This is a genomic window from Pseudomonas sp. 4CAES_32.4, from assembly GCF_058136335.1.
Map to the genome: position 1 here is coordinate 885,913 of NZ_CM176882.1, position 17,977 is coordinate 903,889.

Sequence of the window (17,977 nt, forward strand, 5' to 3'; positions counted from 1 at the left end):
GTGGCTCAGGTCAAACGTATCCGTCGTAATGTCAGTGGCATCATCCTGCTCGACAAGCCGCTGGGCTTCACCTCCAACGCCGCGTTGCAGAAGGTTCGCTGGCTGCTGAATGCCGAGAAGGCTGGCCACACCGGCAGCCTCGACCCGTTGGCCACCGGCGTGCTGCCGCTGTGCTTCGGTGAGGCGACCAAGTTCTCGCAATATCTGCTCGATTCCGACAAGGCTTATGAAACCCTGGCCCAGCTCGGCAAGACCACCACCACGGCAGATGCCGAGGGTGAAGTTCTGCAGGAGCGCCCGGTGACCGTTGGTCGCGCCGATGTCGAAGCGGCTTTGCCGAAATTTCGTGGGCAAATCAGTCAGATACCGCCGATGTACTCGGCGCTCAAGCGTGATGGCCAGCCGCTGTACAAGCTGGCTCGTGCAGGCGAAGTAGTGGAGCGCGAACCGCGTTCTGTTACTATTGCGCGCTTGGAATTACTGGCCTTCGAGGGCGATACTGCGCGTCTTGCGGTGGACTGCAGCAAAGGCACCTATATTCGCACCCTGGTGGAGGATATCGGTGAGCAACTCGGTTGTGGTGCGTACGTCGCTGAACTGCGTCGTACCCAGGCCGGGCCTTTCACCCTGGCGCAGACCGTGACCCTCGAAGAGCTCGAAGCGGTACATGCCGAAGGCGGCAACGAAGCGGTCGATCGCTTCCTGATGCCATCGGACAGCGGCTTGCAGGATTGGCCGTTGCTGCACTTCTCGGAAGCGAGCGCGTTCTACTGGCTCAACGGCCAGCCGGTACGTGCCCCGGACGCTCCGAAATTCGGCATGGTGCGGGTACAGGATCACAATGGTCGCTTCATCGGTATCGGTGAAGTGAGCGAAGACGGGCGCATCGCGCCGCGTCGACTGATTCGGTCAGAATGACCGGAACCGGCCTGTGTAACAGCAGGTCGGCGAGTGTGGCTGTTAACAGGCACGGTCACGACTCATTTATAGATACAGGGATTTGTCCCTGGCCTGTTGAAACTGTTTTTCTGAAACAGTTTCCTGATAAAAGGATTGCCTCATGGCTCTCGACGTTCAAGAAAAAGCTCAAATCGTTGCTGACTACCAGCAAGCTGTTGGTGACACTGGTTCGCCAGAAGTGCAAGTTGCACTGCTGACCCACAACATCAACAAACTGCAAGGTCACTTCAAGGCCAACGGTAAAGATCACCACTCGCGTCGTGGTCTGATCCGCATGGTAAACCAGCGTCGCAAGCTGCTGGACTACCTGAAAGGCAAGGACGTGAGCCGTTACAGCGCTCTGATCGCTCGCCTGGGTCTGCGTCGCTAATCAGCGATTGCGCTATGAGGTTGGTTGTCTGTCAGACGTCGGTGGTATTCCACTGGCGCCTTGCAGGCTCCCAGCCTCAAGTTTTATCTGGATACACGTTTTACCCTGGACAGGCGTTGGGCCGATTCCCGACATTGCCCAAGAATTCGCAAGAGACCGTTTTCCCCAAGAGCCACAAAGAAGGTAGGACACCGTGAACCCGGTAATCAAAAAATTCCAGTTCGGTCAATCGACCGTTACCCTCGAGACTGGCCGTATCGCCCGTCAGGCCTCCGGCGCAGTATTGGTCACCGTTGACGACGACGTCAGCGTATTGGTGACTGTAGTCGGTGCAAAACAAGCCGATCCGGGCAAGGGCTTCTTCCCTCTGTCCGTTCACTACCAGGAAAAGACTTACGCTGCCGGTAAGATCCCTGGCGGTTTCTTCAAGCGTGAAGGCCGTCCTTCCGAGAAAGAAACCCTGACTTCCCGACTGATCGACCGTCCGATCCGTCCGCTGTTCCCAGAAGGCTTCATGAACGAAGTGCAGGTTGTCTGCACCGTCGTTTCCACCAGCAAGAAAACCGATCCGGACATCGCTGCGATGATCGGTACCTCGGCTGCCCTGGCTATCTCGGGTATCCCGTTCGACGGCCCGATCGGCGCCGCTCGCGTTGCTTTCCACGAAAGCACCGGCTACCTGCTGAACCCGACTTACGAGCAGCAAGCTGCTTCGAGCCTGGACATGGTCGTTGCCGGTACTTCCGACGCCGTACTGATGGTTGAATCGGAAGCCAAAGAGCTGACCGAAGACCAGATGCTGGGCGCGGTACTGTTTGCTCACGACGAATTCCAGGTTGTGATCAACGCCGTTAAAGAACTGGCCGCTGAAGCTGCCAAGCCAACCTGGAACTGGGCTCCGGCGCCAGAAGCCACCGAACTGCTGGGTGCTATCCGTGCCGAGTTCGGCGACGCGATCTCCCAGGCTTACACCATCACCATCAAGGCCGACCGTTACGCTCGCCTGGGTGAGTTGAAGGATCAGGTTGTTGCCAAGCTGTCCGGTGAAGAAGGCCAGCCTTCGTCCAGCGAAGTCAAAGCTGCTTTCGGCGAAATCGAATACCGCACCGTTCGCGAAAACATCGTAAACGGCAAGCCACGTATCGACGGTCGCGATACCAAAACCGTACGTCCGCTGAACATCGAAGTCGGCGTTCTGCCGAAGACTCACGGTTCGGCGCTGTTCACCCGTGGTGAAACCCAGGCTCTGGTCGTCGCGACTCTGGGCACCGCCCGTGACGCACAGCTGCTGGACACCCTGGAAGGCGAGAAAAAAGACCCGTTCATGCTGCACTACAACTTCCCTCCGTTCTCGGTGGGCGAGTGTGGTCGCATGGGTGGTGCTGGTCGTCGTGAAATCGGTCACGGCCGTCTGGCCCGTCGTTCGGTTTCGGCCATGTTGCCAGCCGCTGACGTGTTCCCGTACACCATCCGTGTGGTTTCGGAAATCACCGAATCCAACGGTTCGAGCTCGATGGCTTCCGTTTGTGGTGCTTCCCTGGCCCTGATGGACGCTGGTGTGCCGATGAAGGCGCCAGTTGCCGGTATCGCCATGGGTCTGGTTAAAGAAGGCGAGAAATTCGCAGTCCTGACCGACATCCTCGGTGACGAAGATCACCTGGGCGACATGGACTTCAAAGTAGCCGGTACCGCCAAAGGCGTTACTGCACTGCAGATGGACATCAAGATCAAGGGCATCACCGAAGAGATCATGGAGATCGCTCTGGGCCAAGCCCTGGAAGCGCGCCTGAACATCCTCGGTCAGATGAACCAGATCATCGGCCAGTCGCGTACCGAACTGTCGGCCAACGCTCCGACCATGATCGCGATGAAAATCGACACCGACAAGATCCGTGACGTTATCGGTAAAGGTGGCGCGACCATCCGTGCGATCTGCGAAGAAACCAAAGCTTCGATCGACATCGAAGACGACGGCTCGATCAAGATCTTCGGCGAAACCAAAGATGCAGCAGAAGCGGCGCGTCAGCGCGTTCTGAGCATCACTGCAGAAGCTGAAATCGGCAAGATCTACGTCGGTAAGGTTGAGCGCATCGTCGACTTCGGCGCATTCGTCAACATCCTGCCGGGCAAGGACGGTCTGGTTCACATCTCGATGTTGAGCGACGCTCGCGTTGAGAAAGTGACCGACATCCTGAAAGAAGGCCAGGAAGTGGAAGTGCTGGTATTGGACGTGGACAACCGCGGCCGTATCAAACTGTCCATCAAAGACGTGGCAGCGGCCAAGGCTTCGGGCGTTTAATCACCCCCAGGCTTTAGCGCAATAAAAATGCCCCGCCGTGAAAACTGCGGGGCATTTTTTTGTCCGGGCAAAAACATGGGAGCAAGTTGCCGGACCCTGAGACCGGTGCTAGGTTTAGCCCACCGCCCGTGTAGCTCAGCCGGTAGAGCAGCGCACTCGTAACGCGAAGGTCGCAGGTTCGATTCCTGTCTCGGGCACCATCCTCCTTATTTCACCTTGCGGCTCAGATCCTCGACAGTACGTTTGAGCTGATCCATCGCCCGATCCTGATCGCTGATTTTCTGTTTCAGACTGGAAATCTCGCTGCTGTTCGAATTAGAGCTGGAGCCGCTGTTGCGCTTGAGGTCTTCCACCTGACGGCCGAGGGTTTCGAGCTTGCGATCCTGTTCCTTGACCTTGTTTTTCAGTTCCTCGATTTCCTTGCCGCTGGAACTGGAGCTCGAACCGCTGCTGCGCTTGAGTTCTTCGATTTGGCGTGATTGATCGCTGACGGTGTCGCGCATTTTTTTCAATTCATCGACGCTGAAATCGCTGCGGATCACCACTTCTTTGCCATAGTCGTTGTGAATCAACGAAAATTTGTCCCCGTAGGATGGGCTGCTGGAACTCAGCTCCAGTGCCATTGCGCTCGCGGGAAGAGCCATAGCAGCGATCAGAGCGGTGGTGGAGACAACAGCGGACATTTTCGAAAAGCTGCGCATCACTGGTTTTCCTTGTGAACAGCGAAGATGAGTGCCGAAGTGGCACATCGCTATGACTCGGATTTCGTATTTATGTTCCGCAGGTCAACTTTTTGTGCGAGAGATGTAAAGAGCCGTGTAATTCGTCATGCAAACGTCCTATATTCGGTGCCTGCATGAGCATCGCTTAGCAGTTTTCAGATGATCCCGAATGGTTCCGAAGGCCGGACAAATCCGCGTCAGAGAGATCCTTGATGATCCAGATCCATCCTCCATTCTTACGATCAGCGAGAACGCCATGACCGAATTAACTCAAGAGCAACGTCACGAACAAGCGCTGGAAAAGTACAAGCTAGACGCGCCGCAGCTGTTGGAAGAGATCAAGGATCTCAGTCCTGATGATCAGAAAGATCAGATTCAGTGGGCGTTCGAAGACGAAGCCGAGGCTCAGGGCCTGCAGCCGTGGGAGCTGACGCTCAAGTACACGAGCACGCCGGAGGAGTTCGAGGCGCAGCGTCTCGTGCTGCACAAGGAGGCGGCCGAAGTGCTGGGTGTCGAGTGGGACGAGTACTGCGAGATGAATAATCTGGTCGTATAAAATCAGTTATGAGCTTCAAGCGGCAAGCTACAAGTCAGAGCAAAAGCGCTGTGGCTTGCAGCTTGCAGCTCAAGACTTGCCGCTGCTGTTAAAGGCTTAAGCGCATCGACAGGTCGACGGCTTTGACATCCTTGGTCATCGCGCCGATCGAGATGTAATCCACACCGGTTTCGGCGATGGGCAGCAACGTGCTTTCGTTGATGCCTCCGCTGGCCTCCAGTTTCGCCTTGCCGCCGTTCAGGCGCACGGCTTCGCGCATGTCATCCAGGCTCAACTCATCGAGCATGATGATGTCGGCACCTGCTTGCAACGCTTCCTTCAGTTCTTCAAGGCTTTCCACTTCGATTTCCACCGGTTTGCCCGGCGCGATCTTGTGCGCGGCGGCAATCGCCTGCGGGATGCCACCGCTGGCGGCGATGTGGTTTTCCTTGATCAGGAACGCGTCGTATAGACCGATGCGGTGATTGTGGCAGCCACCGCAGGTGACGGCGTACTTCTGCGCCAAGCGCAGGCCCGGCAGGGTCTTGCGGGTATCCAGCAGTTTGACCTGCGTCTGCCCGACGAAATCTGCCAGATACTGCGCGCGTGTGGCCACCCCGGAAAGCAATTGCAAGAAGTTCAGCGCACTGCGTTCACCGGTCAGCAGCGACCGCGCCGGACCTTCCAGATGAAACAGCGGCTGATTGGCTTTGACCCGCTCGCCATCGACCACTTGCCAGTGCACTGCAACGCGGGGATCGAGCTGACGAAATACTGCATCGACCCACGCCGTGCCACAGATGACGGCCTCGTCGCGGGTGATGATGGTGGCTTTGGCCAGGCGTTCGGCCGGGATCAGTTGCGCGGTGATGTCGCCGCTGCCGATGTCTTCGAGCAACGCACGGCGCACGTTGGCTTCGATTTCGGCGGTCAAATCGGCGAGACGTAGATTCGGCATAACGGGCTCCACAAACAAAGTGGTTCGATTATAGGGGCAGGGGATCGGCCAACCCAAGGCGAGAACGTGCGTGCCTGACTGCATCCGGTCGAATTTGTTTGAGCAAACCGCGTTGAGCCGTGGTCACTGGAAGGGCGCCGGTATAGGGGAAACCCTGACGGCTATAGCGCCGGGGACATCTTTTGCAAGATAATCCGCCTTGCATTTGACGTCATAGCTTTGACGTCCAAAGAATCACCGTTCCAGGAGGCTTGGATGCACAACGACGGGAAAGTGGTGCCTTTGCACAAAGGCGCTATCGATCAGGCGAATCACTCGCCGCTCGCCCGCCTGCCTGTGATTCTGCTTCAGGTTCGCGACAAGGCCGCGCAGCAACTGCGCCACGGCTTGCAGGAGCTGTTCGATAACGCCGACGACACGCTGTTTGAAATGGCCGATCGGGCGCGCAATGACGTCGAGCAGAACATCTTTTTCGAAGCCATGCGCGACCTGCGCCTCAAGCGTAAAAATATCGAGCGCGGATTTCTCGAGCTGTTTTTCGAAGCCTTCGTCGGTCTTACCCAATACGACCCCACGCATAACACGCTGCCGCGCACGCTGATGTTCGAAGATACGGCGCCGCGCACTGATGACATGGAGCGCAGCGTAGCGGTCGAAACCATGGTCGGTCGGGTCCTCAAGCGCGATGGTTTCGCCCTTGATCAATTGACCCTGCGGCTCAATGCCTTGCTCGGCCATACCCTCGACGATCAGCACAACCCGCTCGGCCCGGCGATGCTGTGCGAGTTCTTCTTGCAGGCCGGGCGCAATCTGGGCGTGGAGATCAAGGTCAAGTTGATCCTGCTCAAACTGTTCGAGCGCTATGTGCTGGCCGAGACCGAACAGCTTTACGCTGAAGCCAACCAGTTGCTGCTTGCCACCGGCGTGTTGCCGGCGTTGAAACCGGCACCGGCGCGGCGCGCTATTGATCGTGCGGCCGCCAGCGTCTACAGCGAAGAAAGTCATGAGCCGACGCCCGCCGACGAAGGCGTGCAGGAAGTGTTCGCCGCGCTGCAGGAGTTGTTGTTGCATGTGCGCGGTAGCGTGGCGCCGACATTGGAAGCCAGCAGCGCGAGCCAACCGATCACCACGCGTGACCTGCTGCGCCTGCTTTCGCATTTGCAACAATACGTGCCAGCGCTCGCCGCGCAGGACGACTTCGATCTGCGCCATCAACTCGAACAACTGCTGACGCGGGTCAGCGTCAAAAGCGGCAAGTCGCGGATCGTCGGCGGTGCAGACGAAGATGTGATCAACCTGATCGCGATGGTCTTCGAATGTATCCTCGAGGACCGTAACGTGCCGGATTCGCTCAAGGCGCTGATCGCCCGTTTGCAGATCCCGATGCTCAAAGTCGCCGTGCTCGACAAAAGTTTTTTCAGCCGCAGCAGCCATCCGGCGCGGCGCCTGCTCAATGAAATCGCCGATGCAGCCATGGGCTGGGGCGACTGCGACAGTGCCGAGCGCGACAGTTTGTACGTGCGCATCGAACAAGTGGTACAGCGCCTGCTCAGCGATTTTGTCGATGACCCGGCGATTTTCTCCGAGCTGCTCGCCGACTTTCTCGCCTTTACCAGCGACGAGCGCCGCCGCAGCGAACTGCTGGAGCAGCGTTTGCGCGATGCCGAAGAAGGCCGCGCCAAAACCGAACTGGCCCGGCGCCGGGTCGAACAGGCATTGAATCAGGCATTGCTGGGCAAAGTCCTGCCGCCGTCGGTGGTCACCTTCATCCAGAACGCCTGGAGCAAAGTGCTGCTGCTGACGCGCCTCAAACATGGCGATCAGTCCGCCGAGTGGCAGGCCGATGTGCAGACCATGGAGCAATTGATCTGGAGCGTGCAGCGCCATGATGATCCTGAGTCCAGTCTGCGTTTATTGGCTCTGGTGCCGGGTTTGCTCAAGTCTCTGCGTGATGGCCTGACCAGTATCGCGTTCGATCCGTTCGCCACCAGTGAGTTTTTCAGCGAGCTCGAAGCGCTGCACGTCAAGGTATTGGAGCGATCGGTGGAGTCCGATCAAGCGACGGCGATGATCGAAGTGTCGCAGCAGATCGTTTTGCCGAACGCTGACGAGGGCCCGGTGGAACTGGCCTCAGTACGTTTGCCTCACGACGACGCGGGGCTGCGCCAGGTTGACCAGTTACGCCTCGGCAGTTGGGTGGCGTTTGCTGAAGACGACGAACACAGCTTGCGCTGCAAACTGGCCGCCATTATCGAAACGACGGGCAAGTACATCTTTGTCGATCGTACCGGGACGAAAGTGCGCGAACGCAGCCGCACCAGCCTCGCTCTGGAGTTGCGCCGTGGCGCCGTCCGTGCGCTGGACGATACGCTGCTGTTCGACCGGGCGCTGGAGTCAGTGCTGGGCAATCTGCGCCGACTCAATAGCGGCAAGTGATCGCGCGCCAGGGGGCGATCACGGCATACTGGTCGCCAACACAGTCGGCGTTGAAGGAATCGGTATGCAGTTGGATCCCGCTAGCGGGTGGTGTCACGGGGTGCAGGTTTGCCCATCGCCCAACTTCAATGAACGCCCTGCGGGCGAAATCTCCCTGTTGGTCATCCACAACATCAGCCTGCCGCCGGCGCAATTTGCGACAGGCAAGGTGCAGGAATTTTTCCAGAATCGTCTGGATGTCAGCGAGCATCCCTATTTTGCAGGGATCGCCGACCTGCGCGTCTCGGCGCACTTTCTGATCGAACGTGACGGCAAGGTCACCCAGTTTGTCTCCTGTCTTGAACGGGCATGGCATGCTGGCGTGTCGGTGTTCGAGGGTCGCGAAACCTGTAACGATTTTTCCGTGGGCATCGAACTCGAAGGCACCGATGATCTGCCGTTCACCGATGCGCAGTATCAAGCGTTGACGGCGCTGACCCGCCAGTTGCAAACAGCATTTCCGGCTATCACCGGCGCCCGTATTTGCGGGCACAGCGACATTGCTCCCGGGCGCAAGACCGATCCTGGCCCGGGATTCGACTGGGCGCGCTACCGCGCCGCCCTGGCACAAGAGGAAGGACAATGAGTTTTCTGGTGTTACTGCTGGCGGTCTGGATCGAGAAGTTCTCGGCCCTGCGCCATCGGCTTCAACGCGATGGCGGATGGATCCGCGAACTGCACAAACTCGAAAGCAGCCAGCGACTGGCCGACAAGCCGTGGCTGGTACTGACGATTCTGGTGTTGCTGCCGGTGGCGCTGCTCGGCTTGTTGCTGTTAGTGCTGGAGCCGGTGGCTTACGGCCTGCTGGCCTTGCCAGTGCATTTGCTGGTGGTGATTTACAGTCTGGGACGAGGCGACTTGCTCGGCGGCCTGGGGCCGTTTCGCGATGCCTGGCGCCGCGAGGATCTGCAAGCGGCGGCCCACGTCGCCAAGCGTGATCTGGATATCTGCGCCGACAGCGGCGAGCAATTGCTCGATCGCGTGCAGGGGCATTTGCTCTGGGAGGCCTACCAAAGTTTCTTCGCGGTGATTTTCTGGTACTTCCTCCTCGGGCCGGTGGCGGCGTTGGCCTATCGCTTGCTGGCGCTGGCCGAAGAACGCAGCAAAAATCCCGCACTGGTCGAGCGCGCCGGGCAATTGCGCCATGCCTTCGACTGGGTGCCGGTGCGCTTGCTGGCCGCCAGCCTGGCGCTGGTCGGCAACTTTGTTGCGGTCAGCCGGGTGATGCTGCATGAACTGCTCAACTGGAACATCAGCGCTGCGCAACTGATCAACAAGGTCGGATTGGCTGCTGGAGAGATCCCGCCGCCAGCGGTCGGGCCGGACGGCATCAACACCCTCGATTGTCTGTGGGAACTGCTGCTGCGTGCGGCAGTGCTGTGGTATGCCGGGTTTGCCTTGTGGACGGTTCTGGTTCACTGATTTCAAGAAAGATCACAAGATCGCAGCCTGCGGCAGCTCCTACACTGGGATTGTGTGTTTCCTGTGGGAGCTGCCGCAGGCTGCGATCTTTTTCGTTGTTAACCTTAAGTTACAAAACCTCCCTTCGATTTGAGCTATACAGAGACAGCGCCCGATAGTGGCTATCTGCTGTCGTCCTGCGCCTGCCAATAAAAACAAGAAAAACCAAGGGAGACTTCCAGTGAAGAGCTTGCTCTATCCCGCCGTCTCGCTGATGAACCGTCTGAGCTTCGGCATGAAGTTCAGCTTGATCAGCGTGCTGTTCCTGGTGCCGATGCTGGTGACCAATTTCTATCTGGTGCGCGATTCCTATCGCGAATTCCAGGGCACTCGGGTCGAGCTGCAAAGCCTCGACCTGCTGGGCAACAGCCTGACCCTGCGCCGGGATCTGGAAACCCTGAACAATCTGGTGCAGATCAACGTCACCCTTGGCCAGTCGGGCAAGGCCGGCAACCTCGAATCGAAAATCACCACGCTCGAACAAGCGGTGTTGGCGCGCCTGCAAGGTCTGACGGCGATGACCGACGATCCCGAGCAGATCAAGGTCTTCGATGGCAAACGCGATGAAATGATTGCGGCGTTCAAGGCCCAACAGGTCGAAAGCTCACTGCAAAGCAAAAGCGCCTTGATCGGCAAACTGGTGACCAACGCGCAGATCTTCAGCCAGGTCATCACCAGTCAGGCCGGTTTGAGTCGGGACAATCAGGGCGATATCCGTCAGCTCAGCGAACTGGTCACCCTGATCACGCCGAGCATTACCCAGACCGTCGGCGAAGGCCGGGCGATAGGTTCGTATTCGCTCGCCCAGGGTTTTCTCAACAGTGCCTCTAGTACGCGTTTCGATGAGTTGCTGGTGAAAATCGAAAAACTTCAGGCGGAATACGGCTTGAAACTGCAGGACGCCCTTGGCTCCAGCAAAGCCGCCCGCGAATCACTCAGCGCCCAGGCCGACGACAGCAAGGCCTCGCTGAAGCAGGCGAGCGAGCTGTTCGAAGATCAAGTGGTGATGGCCGATACCCTCGATGCACCGTGGCAGGCGTTCTACGACCAGGTCACCGCGCTGATGGACAAAACCTACGCGCTTAATGAGTCTTCGCTGAAATTCCTCGACAGCCAATTGCAGCAGCGACTGGCGCAGAACCGCACGCACATGATCTTGCAAGCCTCGGCGTTGTCGGTGGTGTTCGTGCTGATTTTCTATCTCTATGGCGGTTTCTACGCCTCGACCCGCACCACGCTCAAACGCCTCGGCGCGATGATGGACAAGGTCGCGGCGGGCGACATGACCGTCAATTTCGTCGCCCATAGCCGCGATGAACTCGGTGAGTTGGGCGAAGTGTTCAACGGCACGGTGAAGAAGATTCACGACTTGATTGAGCGTGTTGGCCAGACTGTCGGCGAAGTTGAACGTCAGGCCGGTCAGGTTGAAAACGTCTCCGCGCAAAGCAATCAGGCGGTCGCCGGGCAACGCACGCAGATCGAGCAAGTGGCGACGGCGATGAACCAGATGTCGGCGACGTCACTGGAAGTCGCGCGCAGTGCAGCTGCCGCAGTGAGCAGCGCCCACAGCGTCAACGACGAGACCATCAGTGGCCGTGGCCTGGTGGAGTCGCAGCAGGGCAGCATTGCTGCGCTGGCGAGCGAGATCGATCAGTCGGTGTTGGTGATCAATCAACTCGCCAGCGACAGCCAGTCGATCAGCCGTGTCCTCGAAGTGATCAAGAGCATCGCCGAGCAGACCAACTTGCTGGCGCTAAACGCCGCGATCGAAGCCGCCCGTGCCGGCGAGCAGGGACGCGGTTTCGCCGTGGTTGCCGATGAGGTGCGCACCCTGGCCAAACGCACCCAGCAATCGACCGAAGAGATCGAGCAGATGATCGCCAAGTTGCACGGCGGTGTCGGCGCGGCGGTGAAAGCCATGGGTGTCAGCCATCAGATGGCCAATGGCACGGTCGGGCAGTCGGAAAAGGTTCAGCAGGCGCTGGAAAACATCCTTGGCGCTGTGGGCATGATCGTCGATCAGAACCAGCAGATCGCCGCTGCCGTTGAGCAGCAAACAGCGGTGGCCCATGACATTGACCAGAACATCGTCGAGATCAACCGCGCCGGCGAGCGCACGGCCCACGGCGCCCATCAGACTGAAGATGCCAGCCGCGCGTTGTCCGCTCAGGTCGTGGAACTCAAACAACTGATCAGCGCCTTCCGCGTCTGAGCCGGACACAAAACCCCTGAGGAGCTGCGGCACGCTGCGATCTTAAAGATCAAAAGATCGCAGCGTGCCGCAGCTCCTGCAGGGGCGATTATTGCCAGCCAAACACTTCACAGCTGTTCGCGGTGCTGGCGGCGGCGAGTTGCTCCGGGCTGATTTTCATCAGCTCGGCCAAAGCCGCGCAGATCGCCGGCAAATGCGCCGGCGTATTGCGAACACCGGGAAACATCGCGGGCGCCATGTCCGGTGAGTCGGTTTCCAGCACGATAGACGCCAGTGGTAACTCCGCCAGCACGCGATGCATGCGCAGTGCCTGCGGCCACGTCGGTGCGCCACCCAGACCCAGTTTGAAGCCGAGCTTGATGTATTCCCGTGCCTCTTCGCGGCTGCCGGCAAACGCATGGATGATTCCGGCACGTTTGAGCTTGAAGCGCTTGAGGGTGGCAATCACCGCCGCGTGGCTGCGGCGCACATGGATCAGCGCCGGCAATTCGAAGTCCGCCGCCAGTTGCAGCTGTGCTTCGAACAGCGACTGTTGGCGCTCGCGATCCAGCGTTTCGATGAAGTAATCCAGACCGATTTCGCCTACCGCACACAGCTGTCGATGACCGTGAAAGCGCGTCAGCCAATCGCCGAGTGCCGACAAATCTTCCGGGCGATGCTGATCGAGATACACCGGGTGCAAACCAAACGCCGCGTACAAATCGGCATCGCTCTGCACCAGATCCCACACCCGTTGCCAATTGCCCTCGTAAACCCCCAGCACCACCATCCGCCGCACTCCGAGGGCACGGCTGTCGGCCAGCAACACCGGACGATCAGCATCGAAGTCGGGGAAGTCGAGGTGGGTGTGGCTGTCGATCAGCTCCACGGTTCAGTCCCGGTGAATACGCTGCTTGAAGGTCCGCGCGATGGCTTGCACGCCGGGCTTGTACTCCGACTGCTCGACGGCGGCGAGCGCCAGTTCCAGCGCCTTGTCGGCGATCAACTGGTGCTGCTGGGCCATGGCGTTGACCGGCAGTGGCAGGAAATCCAGCAACTGCGTATCGCCGAAGGTGCCGAGGCGCAGCGGTCGTGATTTCAGCGGGAAGTCATGCAGCGCATCGAACACGCCCTGCAGCAGCACGTAGGACGTCGTTACCAGTGCGTCGGGCAAATGCCCCAGGCGCTGCAGGAGTTCTTCCATCAATTGCTTGCCGCACTCACGGCTGAAGGATTCAGCGTGCTCGACCAGCACTTCGCCTTTGAAGTCGACCAGCGCCTGTTTGAAACCGGCAGCACGTTCCTGGCTGATGCTCAGTTCCGGGCGCGCGCCGAGCAGTACGATCTGCTTGAGTGGCGGATCGAGCAGACTCTGGGTCAGGTGCAGGCTGGCCTCGCGGTCGTCACTGATCACCGAGCAGAAATGCTCGGGTTCCATGACCCGGTCGATGGCGATGATCGGTGTGCCTTTGGCCTGCAATTGCCGATAACTGTCGTCACCGGCGGGCAGGCAACTGGCAACGATCAGCGCATCGCAACGACGTGCGCGGAACAGTTGCAGCAACTGGCGCTCGCTTTCAGGTGCATCATCGGAACTGGCGATCAGCAACTGATAACCGCGAGCCCGCGCACCTTGTTCCAGCAGTTTGGCGATCCGCGCGTAACTGGGGTTTTCCAGATCCGGCAGAATAAAGCCCAGCGTGCGCGTATGCCGACTGCGCAGCCCGGCCGCTTGAGGGTTTGGCGTGAAGCCGTGCAGTTCGACCACCGCCCGCACGCGCTCGACGGTCGCGGTACTGATGCGTTGCTGTTCGGCCTTGCCGTTGATGACGTAGCTGGCGGTGGTCACGGACACTCCGGCCAACCGCGCGATATCACTGAGTTTCAACCCGGGATTTCCTTGTTTTTTCGAGCTTGCCGCAACATTTTCGCCAATCCTACCCGATTAGGGCAGGCGACTATTGTCGCAACGCATCCGACAAGTTGGACTTCAAGGATGGGACATTATCGAGTAACGTGCCGATCAATCTAGATTAAACGTTTCAGCAGGCGTATTTTCTACGTTTTAGACGCCTTTGGCCGGTTCTGCCGTGAAACCGCCAAAACAGCCGCTGAAAAGCAAAGCTGTCCAGCGCCTAAGCTGCAACCATTCAAAACAATACCTGGCACCTCATGTGCCAAAAAGGAGATCGCATGCTCGAGCTCACTATAGAGCAGATATCCATGGGCCAATCGGCTGTGGATAAACCCGCCGCCCTGCAATTGCTGGCCAATCATCTGGTCGCCGATGGGCTGGTCGCCGACGGCTATCTCGCTGGCCTGCAGGCCCGGGAAGCCCAGGGCTCGACCTTTCTCGGTCAAGGTATTGCCATTCCTCACGGAACCCCGGAAACCCGCGATCAGGTCTTCGCCACTGGCGTGCGCCTGATGCAGTTCCCCGAGGGCGTGGATTGGGGCGATGGCCAGATCGTTTATCTGGCCATCGGCATCGCGGCCAAATCCGACGAACATTTGCGTCTGCTGCAACTGCTGACCCGCGCCCTCGGCGAGACCGATCTGGGTCAGGCCCTGCGTCGTGCAAGTTCCCCCGAAGCGTTGCTGAAACTGTTGCAAGGCGCGCCGCAAGAGCTGGCGCTGGATGCGCAGATGATCGGCCTCGGTGTGTCGGCGGACGATTTTGAAGAACTGGTCTGGCGTGGCGCGCGCCTGCTGCGCCAAGCCGATTGTGTGAGCAACGGATTCTCGGCGGTGCTGCAACAAGTGGAAGCGCTACCGTTGGGCGACGGTCTGTGGTGGTTGCACAGCGAGCAAACGGTGAAGCGTCCGGGGCTGGCGTTCGTCACCCCGGACAAACCGATGCGCTACCTCGGCCAGCCACTCAGCGGTTTGTTCTGTCTGGCCAGCCTCGGCGAAGCGCACCAAGCGCTGCTCGAACGTTTGTGTGCGTTGCTGATCGAAGGGCGCGGCCATGAATTGGGCCGTGCCACCAGCAGTCGTAAAGTACTTGAAGTGCTCGGCGGTGAATTGCCTGCCGACTGGCCGAGCGCACGCATTGCGCTGGCCAACGCCCACGGCTTGCACGCGCGTCCGGCGAAGATCCTCGCGCAGCTGGCGAAGAGTTTCGATGGCGAAATTCGCGTGCGCATCGTCGACGGTCAGGACAGCGCCGTGTCGGTGAAAAGTCTTAGCAAACTGCTCAGCCTCGGTGCCCGTCGTGGTCAGGTGCTGGAACTGATCGCCGAGCCGAGCATCGCCGCCGATGCCTTGCCGGAGTTGCTCGCGGCTATCGAAGAAGGCCTCGGCGAAGAAGTCGAGCCGCTGCCCGCGATTAGCGAACAGCGCGAAGTCTTTGCCGACATCGCCGAAGTAGTCATTGCCCCGGCGTCAGGCACTCAGTTGCAAGCCATTCCTGCCGCGCCCGGCATTGCCATCGGCCCGGCGCACATTCAAGTGCAGCAATCCATCGATTACCCGTTGCGGGGCGAGTCTGCTGCCATCGAGCGCGAGCGCCTCAAACAAGCGCTCAGCGATGTGCGCAGCGACATTCAAGGCTTGATTGAACGCAGCAAGGCCAAAGCCATCCGCGAGATCTTTATCACCCATCAGGAGATGCTCGACGACCCGGAACTCACCGATGAAGTCGACACCCGCCTCAAGCAAGGCGAGAGCGCCGAAGCGGCGTGGATGGCGGTGATCGAAGCGGCGGCCAAACAACAGGAATCACTGCAGGACGCGTTGCTCGCTGAACGTGCGGCGGATCTGCGTGACATCGGCCGCCGTGTGCTGGCGCAACTGTGCGGAATTGAAACGCCGAACGAGCCTGAGCAACCGTACATTCTGGTGATGGACGAGGTCGGCCCGTCCGACGTTGCACGGCTGGATCCGGCGCGTGTCGCGGGGATTCTCACCGCACGCGGCGGCGCCACCGCGCACAGTGCAATCGTTGCGCGAGCGCTCGGGATTCCTGCTTTGGTTGGCGCTGGCGCCGCAGTGTTGTTGCTGGCGCCAGGCACGCCGTTGCTTATCGATGGCCAACGCGGTCGTCTGCATGTCGACGCCGATCCTGCGACCCTGCAACGCGCCGCCGAAGAACGCGACACCCGCGAACAACGCCTGAAGATTGCCGCCGAACAACGCCACCAACCGGCACACACCACCGACGGTCACGCCGTCGAAGTGTTCGCCAACATCGGCGAAAGTGCCGGCGTGATCAGCGCGGTGGAGCAGGGCGCCGAAGGCATCGGTCTGCTGCGCACCGAACTGATTTTCATGGCCCATCCGCAAGCACCGGACGAGGCCACGCAAGAAGCCGAATACCGCCGCGTCCTCGACGGTCTCGCCGGGCGGCCGTTGGTGGTGCGCACGCTGGATGTCGGCGGCGACAAACCGCTGCCGTATTGGTCGATCGCCAAGGAAGAAAACCCGTTCCTCGGCGTGCGCGGCATTCGCCTGACCCTGCAGCGACCGCAGATCATGGAAGCGCAGTTGCGCGCCTTGCTGCGTTCGGCGGACAACCGTCCGCTGCGGATCATGTTCCCGATGGTCGGCAGCGTCGAAGAGTGGCGTCAGGCCCGCGACATGACTGAACGCCTGCGCGTGGAAATCCCGGTCGCTGATCTGCAATTGGGGATCATGATCGAAGTGCCGTCCGCCGCATTGCTCGCGCCGGTATTGGCCAAGGAAGTCGACTTCTTCAGCGTCGGCACCAACGACCTCACCCAATACACCCTGGCCATCGACCGCGGCCACCCGACGCTGTCGGCGCAGGCTGACGGCCTACACCCGGCGGTACTGCAACTGATCGACATCACCGTGCGCGCCGCCCATGCCCATGGCAAATGGGTCGGCGTCTGCGGCGAACTGGCGGCGGATCCGCTGGCAGTGCCGGTGTTGGTCGGCCTCGGTGTCGATGAGCTCAGCGTGTCCGGGCGCAGCATCGCCGAAGTCAAGGCACGCATCCGCGAACTCAGCCTGACCCAGGCACAAACCCTTGCTCAACAAGCCCTGGCCGTGGGCAGCGCCAACGAAGTGCGCGCATTAGTGGAGGCCCTGTAATGGCCAAGATTCTTACCCTGACCCTAAACCCTGCGCTCGACCTCACCGTCGAACTGCCACGTCTGGAGGCCGGTCAGGTCAATCGCAGCGACGAGATGCACACCCACGCCGCCGGCAAAGGCGTGAACGTCGCGCAAGTGCTGGCCGACCTCGGTCATCAACTGACGGTCAGTGGTTTTCTCGGCGAAGACAATCTGCAAGCGTTCGAAACCCTGTTCGCCAAGCGCGGTTTTGTCGACGCGTTTATCCGCGTGCCGGGCGAGACGCGCAGCAACATCAAAGTCGCTGAACAGGATGGTCGCATCACCGACATTAACGGTCCGGGGCCGGTGGTCGATGCGGCCGCGCAGCAAGCGTTGCTTGAGCGTCTGGTGCAGATTGCACCGGGGCATGACGCGGTTGTAGTCGCCGGCAGTTTGCCGCGTGGCGTGACGGCGCAGTGGTTGCGCGAGTTGATCAAACGGCTCAATCAACTTGGCCTGAAAGTCGCCCTCGATTCCAGCGGCGAAGCGTTGCGCGAAGCGTTGAAAGCCAGTCCATGGCTGATCAAACCGAACACTGAAGAACTCGCCGATGCACTCGGTTGCGAGGTGGTTTCTCCCGTCGCCGAAGCGCAGGCTGCGGCGCGCTTGCACGCGCAAGGCATCGAACACGTGGTGATCTCCCACGGCGCTGACGGCGTGAACTGGTTCAGCGTCGGTTCTGCGCTGCATGCGACGCCGCCGAAGGTCAGCGTCGCCAGCACGGTCGGTGCCGGTGATTCATTGCTGGCCGGCATGCTTCACGGTTTGCTCAGCGCCGACACGCCCGAGCAAACCCTGCGCACCGCCACCGCGATCGCCGCGATGGCGGTGACCCAGATCGGTTTCGGCATCAACGACCGTGCGCAATTGGCGCAGCTCGAACAGGGCGTGCGCGTGCGCCCCCTGACAGAACAATAAGAGGGTTTGT

General features: G+C 59.8%; 14 protein-coding genes and 1 tRNA gene. 11 read left to right on the forward strand and 4 right to left on the reverse strand.

The window, feature by feature from the left end; genetic code table 11:
* From truB to AC3Y64_RS03885, 4 genes are all read left to right on the forward strand, one after another.
* Entirely contained in the window at positions 1 to 918 is a 918-nt protein-coding gene (gene truB, locus AC3Y64_RS03870) for a tRNA pseudouridine(55) synthase TruB (protein ID WP_008088346.1), read from the forward strand.
* 142 nt (positions 919 to 1,060) lie between these two features.
* Positions 1,061 to 1,330, forward strand: coding sequence for a 30S ribosomal protein S15 (gene rpsO, locus AC3Y64_RS03875; RefSeq protein WP_003197723.1), 270 nt, complete (start codon positions 1,061 to 1,063; stop codon positions 1,328 to 1,330).
* Between the two features lie 193 nt (positions 1,331 to 1,523).
* Complete coding sequence (gene pnp / locus AC3Y64_RS03880; protein WP_122595200.1) at positions 1,524 to 3,629, forward strand: polyribonucleotide nucleotidyltransferase; 2,106 nt, start codon at positions 1,524 to 1,526, stop codon at positions 3,627 to 3,629.
* A 124-nt stretch (positions 3,630 to 3,753) separates the two neighbouring features.
* Positions 3,754 to 3,829 (forward strand) — tRNA-Thr (locus AC3Y64_RS03885).
* A 6-nt stretch (positions 3,830 to 3,835) separates the two neighbouring features.
* On the opposite strand, the gene AC3Y64_RS03890 is transcribed toward AC3Y64_RS03885, so the two are convergent.
* Complete coding sequence (locus tag AC3Y64_RS03890; protein ID WP_489986504.1) at positions 3,836 to 4,330, reverse strand: hypothetical protein; 495 nt, start codon at positions 4,328 to 4,330, stop codon at positions 3,836 to 3,838.
* 277 nt (positions 4,331 to 4,607) lie between these two features.
* Here AC3Y64_RS03890 and AC3Y64_RS03895 point away from each other — a divergent pair, with 277 nt between their 5' ends.
* Positions 4,608 to 4,907: a DUF6388 family protein gene (locus tag AC3Y64_RS03895; protein ID WP_064119459.1), complete on the forward strand. Its 300-nt coding sequence runs from the start codon at positions 4,608 to 4,610 to the stop codon at positions 4,905 to 4,907.
* Positions 4,908 to 4,995: 88 nt separating this feature from the next.
* Here the strand turns inward: AC3Y64_RS03895 and nadC are convergent, their stop codons facing one another.
* Entirely contained in the window at positions 4,996 to 5,844 is an 849-nt protein-coding gene (nadC, locus tag AC3Y64_RS03900; protein WP_489986505.1) for a carboxylating nicotinate-nucleotide diphosphorylase, read from the reverse strand.
* A gap of 255 nt (positions 5,845 to 6,099) precedes the next feature.
* On the opposite strand from nadC, the gene AC3Y64_RS03905 reads away from it, so the two are divergent.
* The 4 genes from AC3Y64_RS03905 (at position 6,100) to AC3Y64_RS03920 (ending at position 11,992) form a co-directional block, all read left to right on the forward strand.
* On the forward strand, positions 6,100 to 8,280 hold the full coding sequence (locus AC3Y64_RS03905) for a DUF1631 domain-containing protein (RefSeq protein ID WP_489986506.1): 2,181 nt from the start codon (positions 6,100 to 6,102) through the stop codon (positions 8,278 to 8,280).
* 64 nt (positions 8,281 to 8,344) lie between these two features.
* Complete coding sequence (ampD, locus tag AC3Y64_RS03910) at positions 8,345 to 8,905, forward strand: 1,6-anhydro-N-acetylmuramyl-L-alanine amidase AmpD (protein WP_489986507.1); 561 nt, start codon at positions 8,345 to 8,347, stop codon at positions 8,903 to 8,905.
* Positions 8,902 to 9,741 (forward strand): regulatory signaling modulator protein AmpE, encoded by an 840-nt coding sequence (gene ampE / locus AC3Y64_RS03915; RefSeq protein ID WP_489986508.1) that lies wholly within the window; start codon positions 8,902 to 8,904, stop codon positions 9,739 to 9,741. Before ampD ends, ampE begins: the two co-directional genes overlap by 4 nt.
* Positions 9,742 to 9,961: 220 nt before the next feature.
* On the forward strand, positions 9,962 to 11,992 hold the full coding sequence (locus AC3Y64_RS03920; RefSeq protein ID WP_489986509.1) for a methyl-accepting chemotaxis protein: 2,031 nt from the start codon (positions 9,962 to 9,964) through the stop codon (positions 11,990 to 11,992).
* 88 nt (positions 11,993 to 12,080) lie between these two features.
* Here AC3Y64_RS03920 and AC3Y64_RS03925 read toward each other — a convergent pair whose 3' ends face one another.
* Both AC3Y64_RS03925 and cra read right to left on the reverse strand, forming a co-directional pair.
* Positions 12,081 to 12,860 (reverse strand): TatD family hydrolase, encoded by a 780-nt coding sequence (locus AC3Y64_RS03925; RefSeq protein WP_489986510.1) that lies wholly within the window; start codon positions 12,858 to 12,860, stop codon positions 12,081 to 12,083.
* Between the two features lie 3 nt (positions 12,861 to 12,863).
* On the reverse strand, positions 12,864 to 13,859 hold the full coding sequence (cra, locus tag AC3Y64_RS03930) for a catabolite repressor/activator (RefSeq protein WP_489986511.1): 996 nt from the start codon (positions 13,857 to 13,859) through the stop codon (positions 12,864 to 12,866).
* 305 nt (positions 13,860 to 14,164) lie between these two features.
* On the opposite strand from cra, the gene ptsP reads away from it, so the two are divergent.
* Both ptsP and pfkB read left to right on the forward strand, forming a co-directional pair.
* Positions 14,165 to 17,026, forward strand: a complete 2,862-nt coding sequence (gene ptsP / locus AC3Y64_RS03935; protein ID WP_489986512.1) for a phosphoenolpyruvate--protein phosphotransferase — start codon at positions 14,165 to 14,167, stop codon at positions 17,024 to 17,026.
* The gene (pfkB, locus tag AC3Y64_RS03940) at positions 17,026 to 17,967 is read left to right on the forward strand and encodes a 1-phosphofructokinase (protein ID WP_489986513.1); all 942 of its coding nucleotides are present in this window, start codon (positions 17,026 to 17,028) and stop codon (positions 17,965 to 17,967) included. Before ptsP ends, pfkB begins: the two co-directional genes overlap by 1 nt.
* Positions 17,968 to 17,977 lie beyond the last annotated feature (10 nt).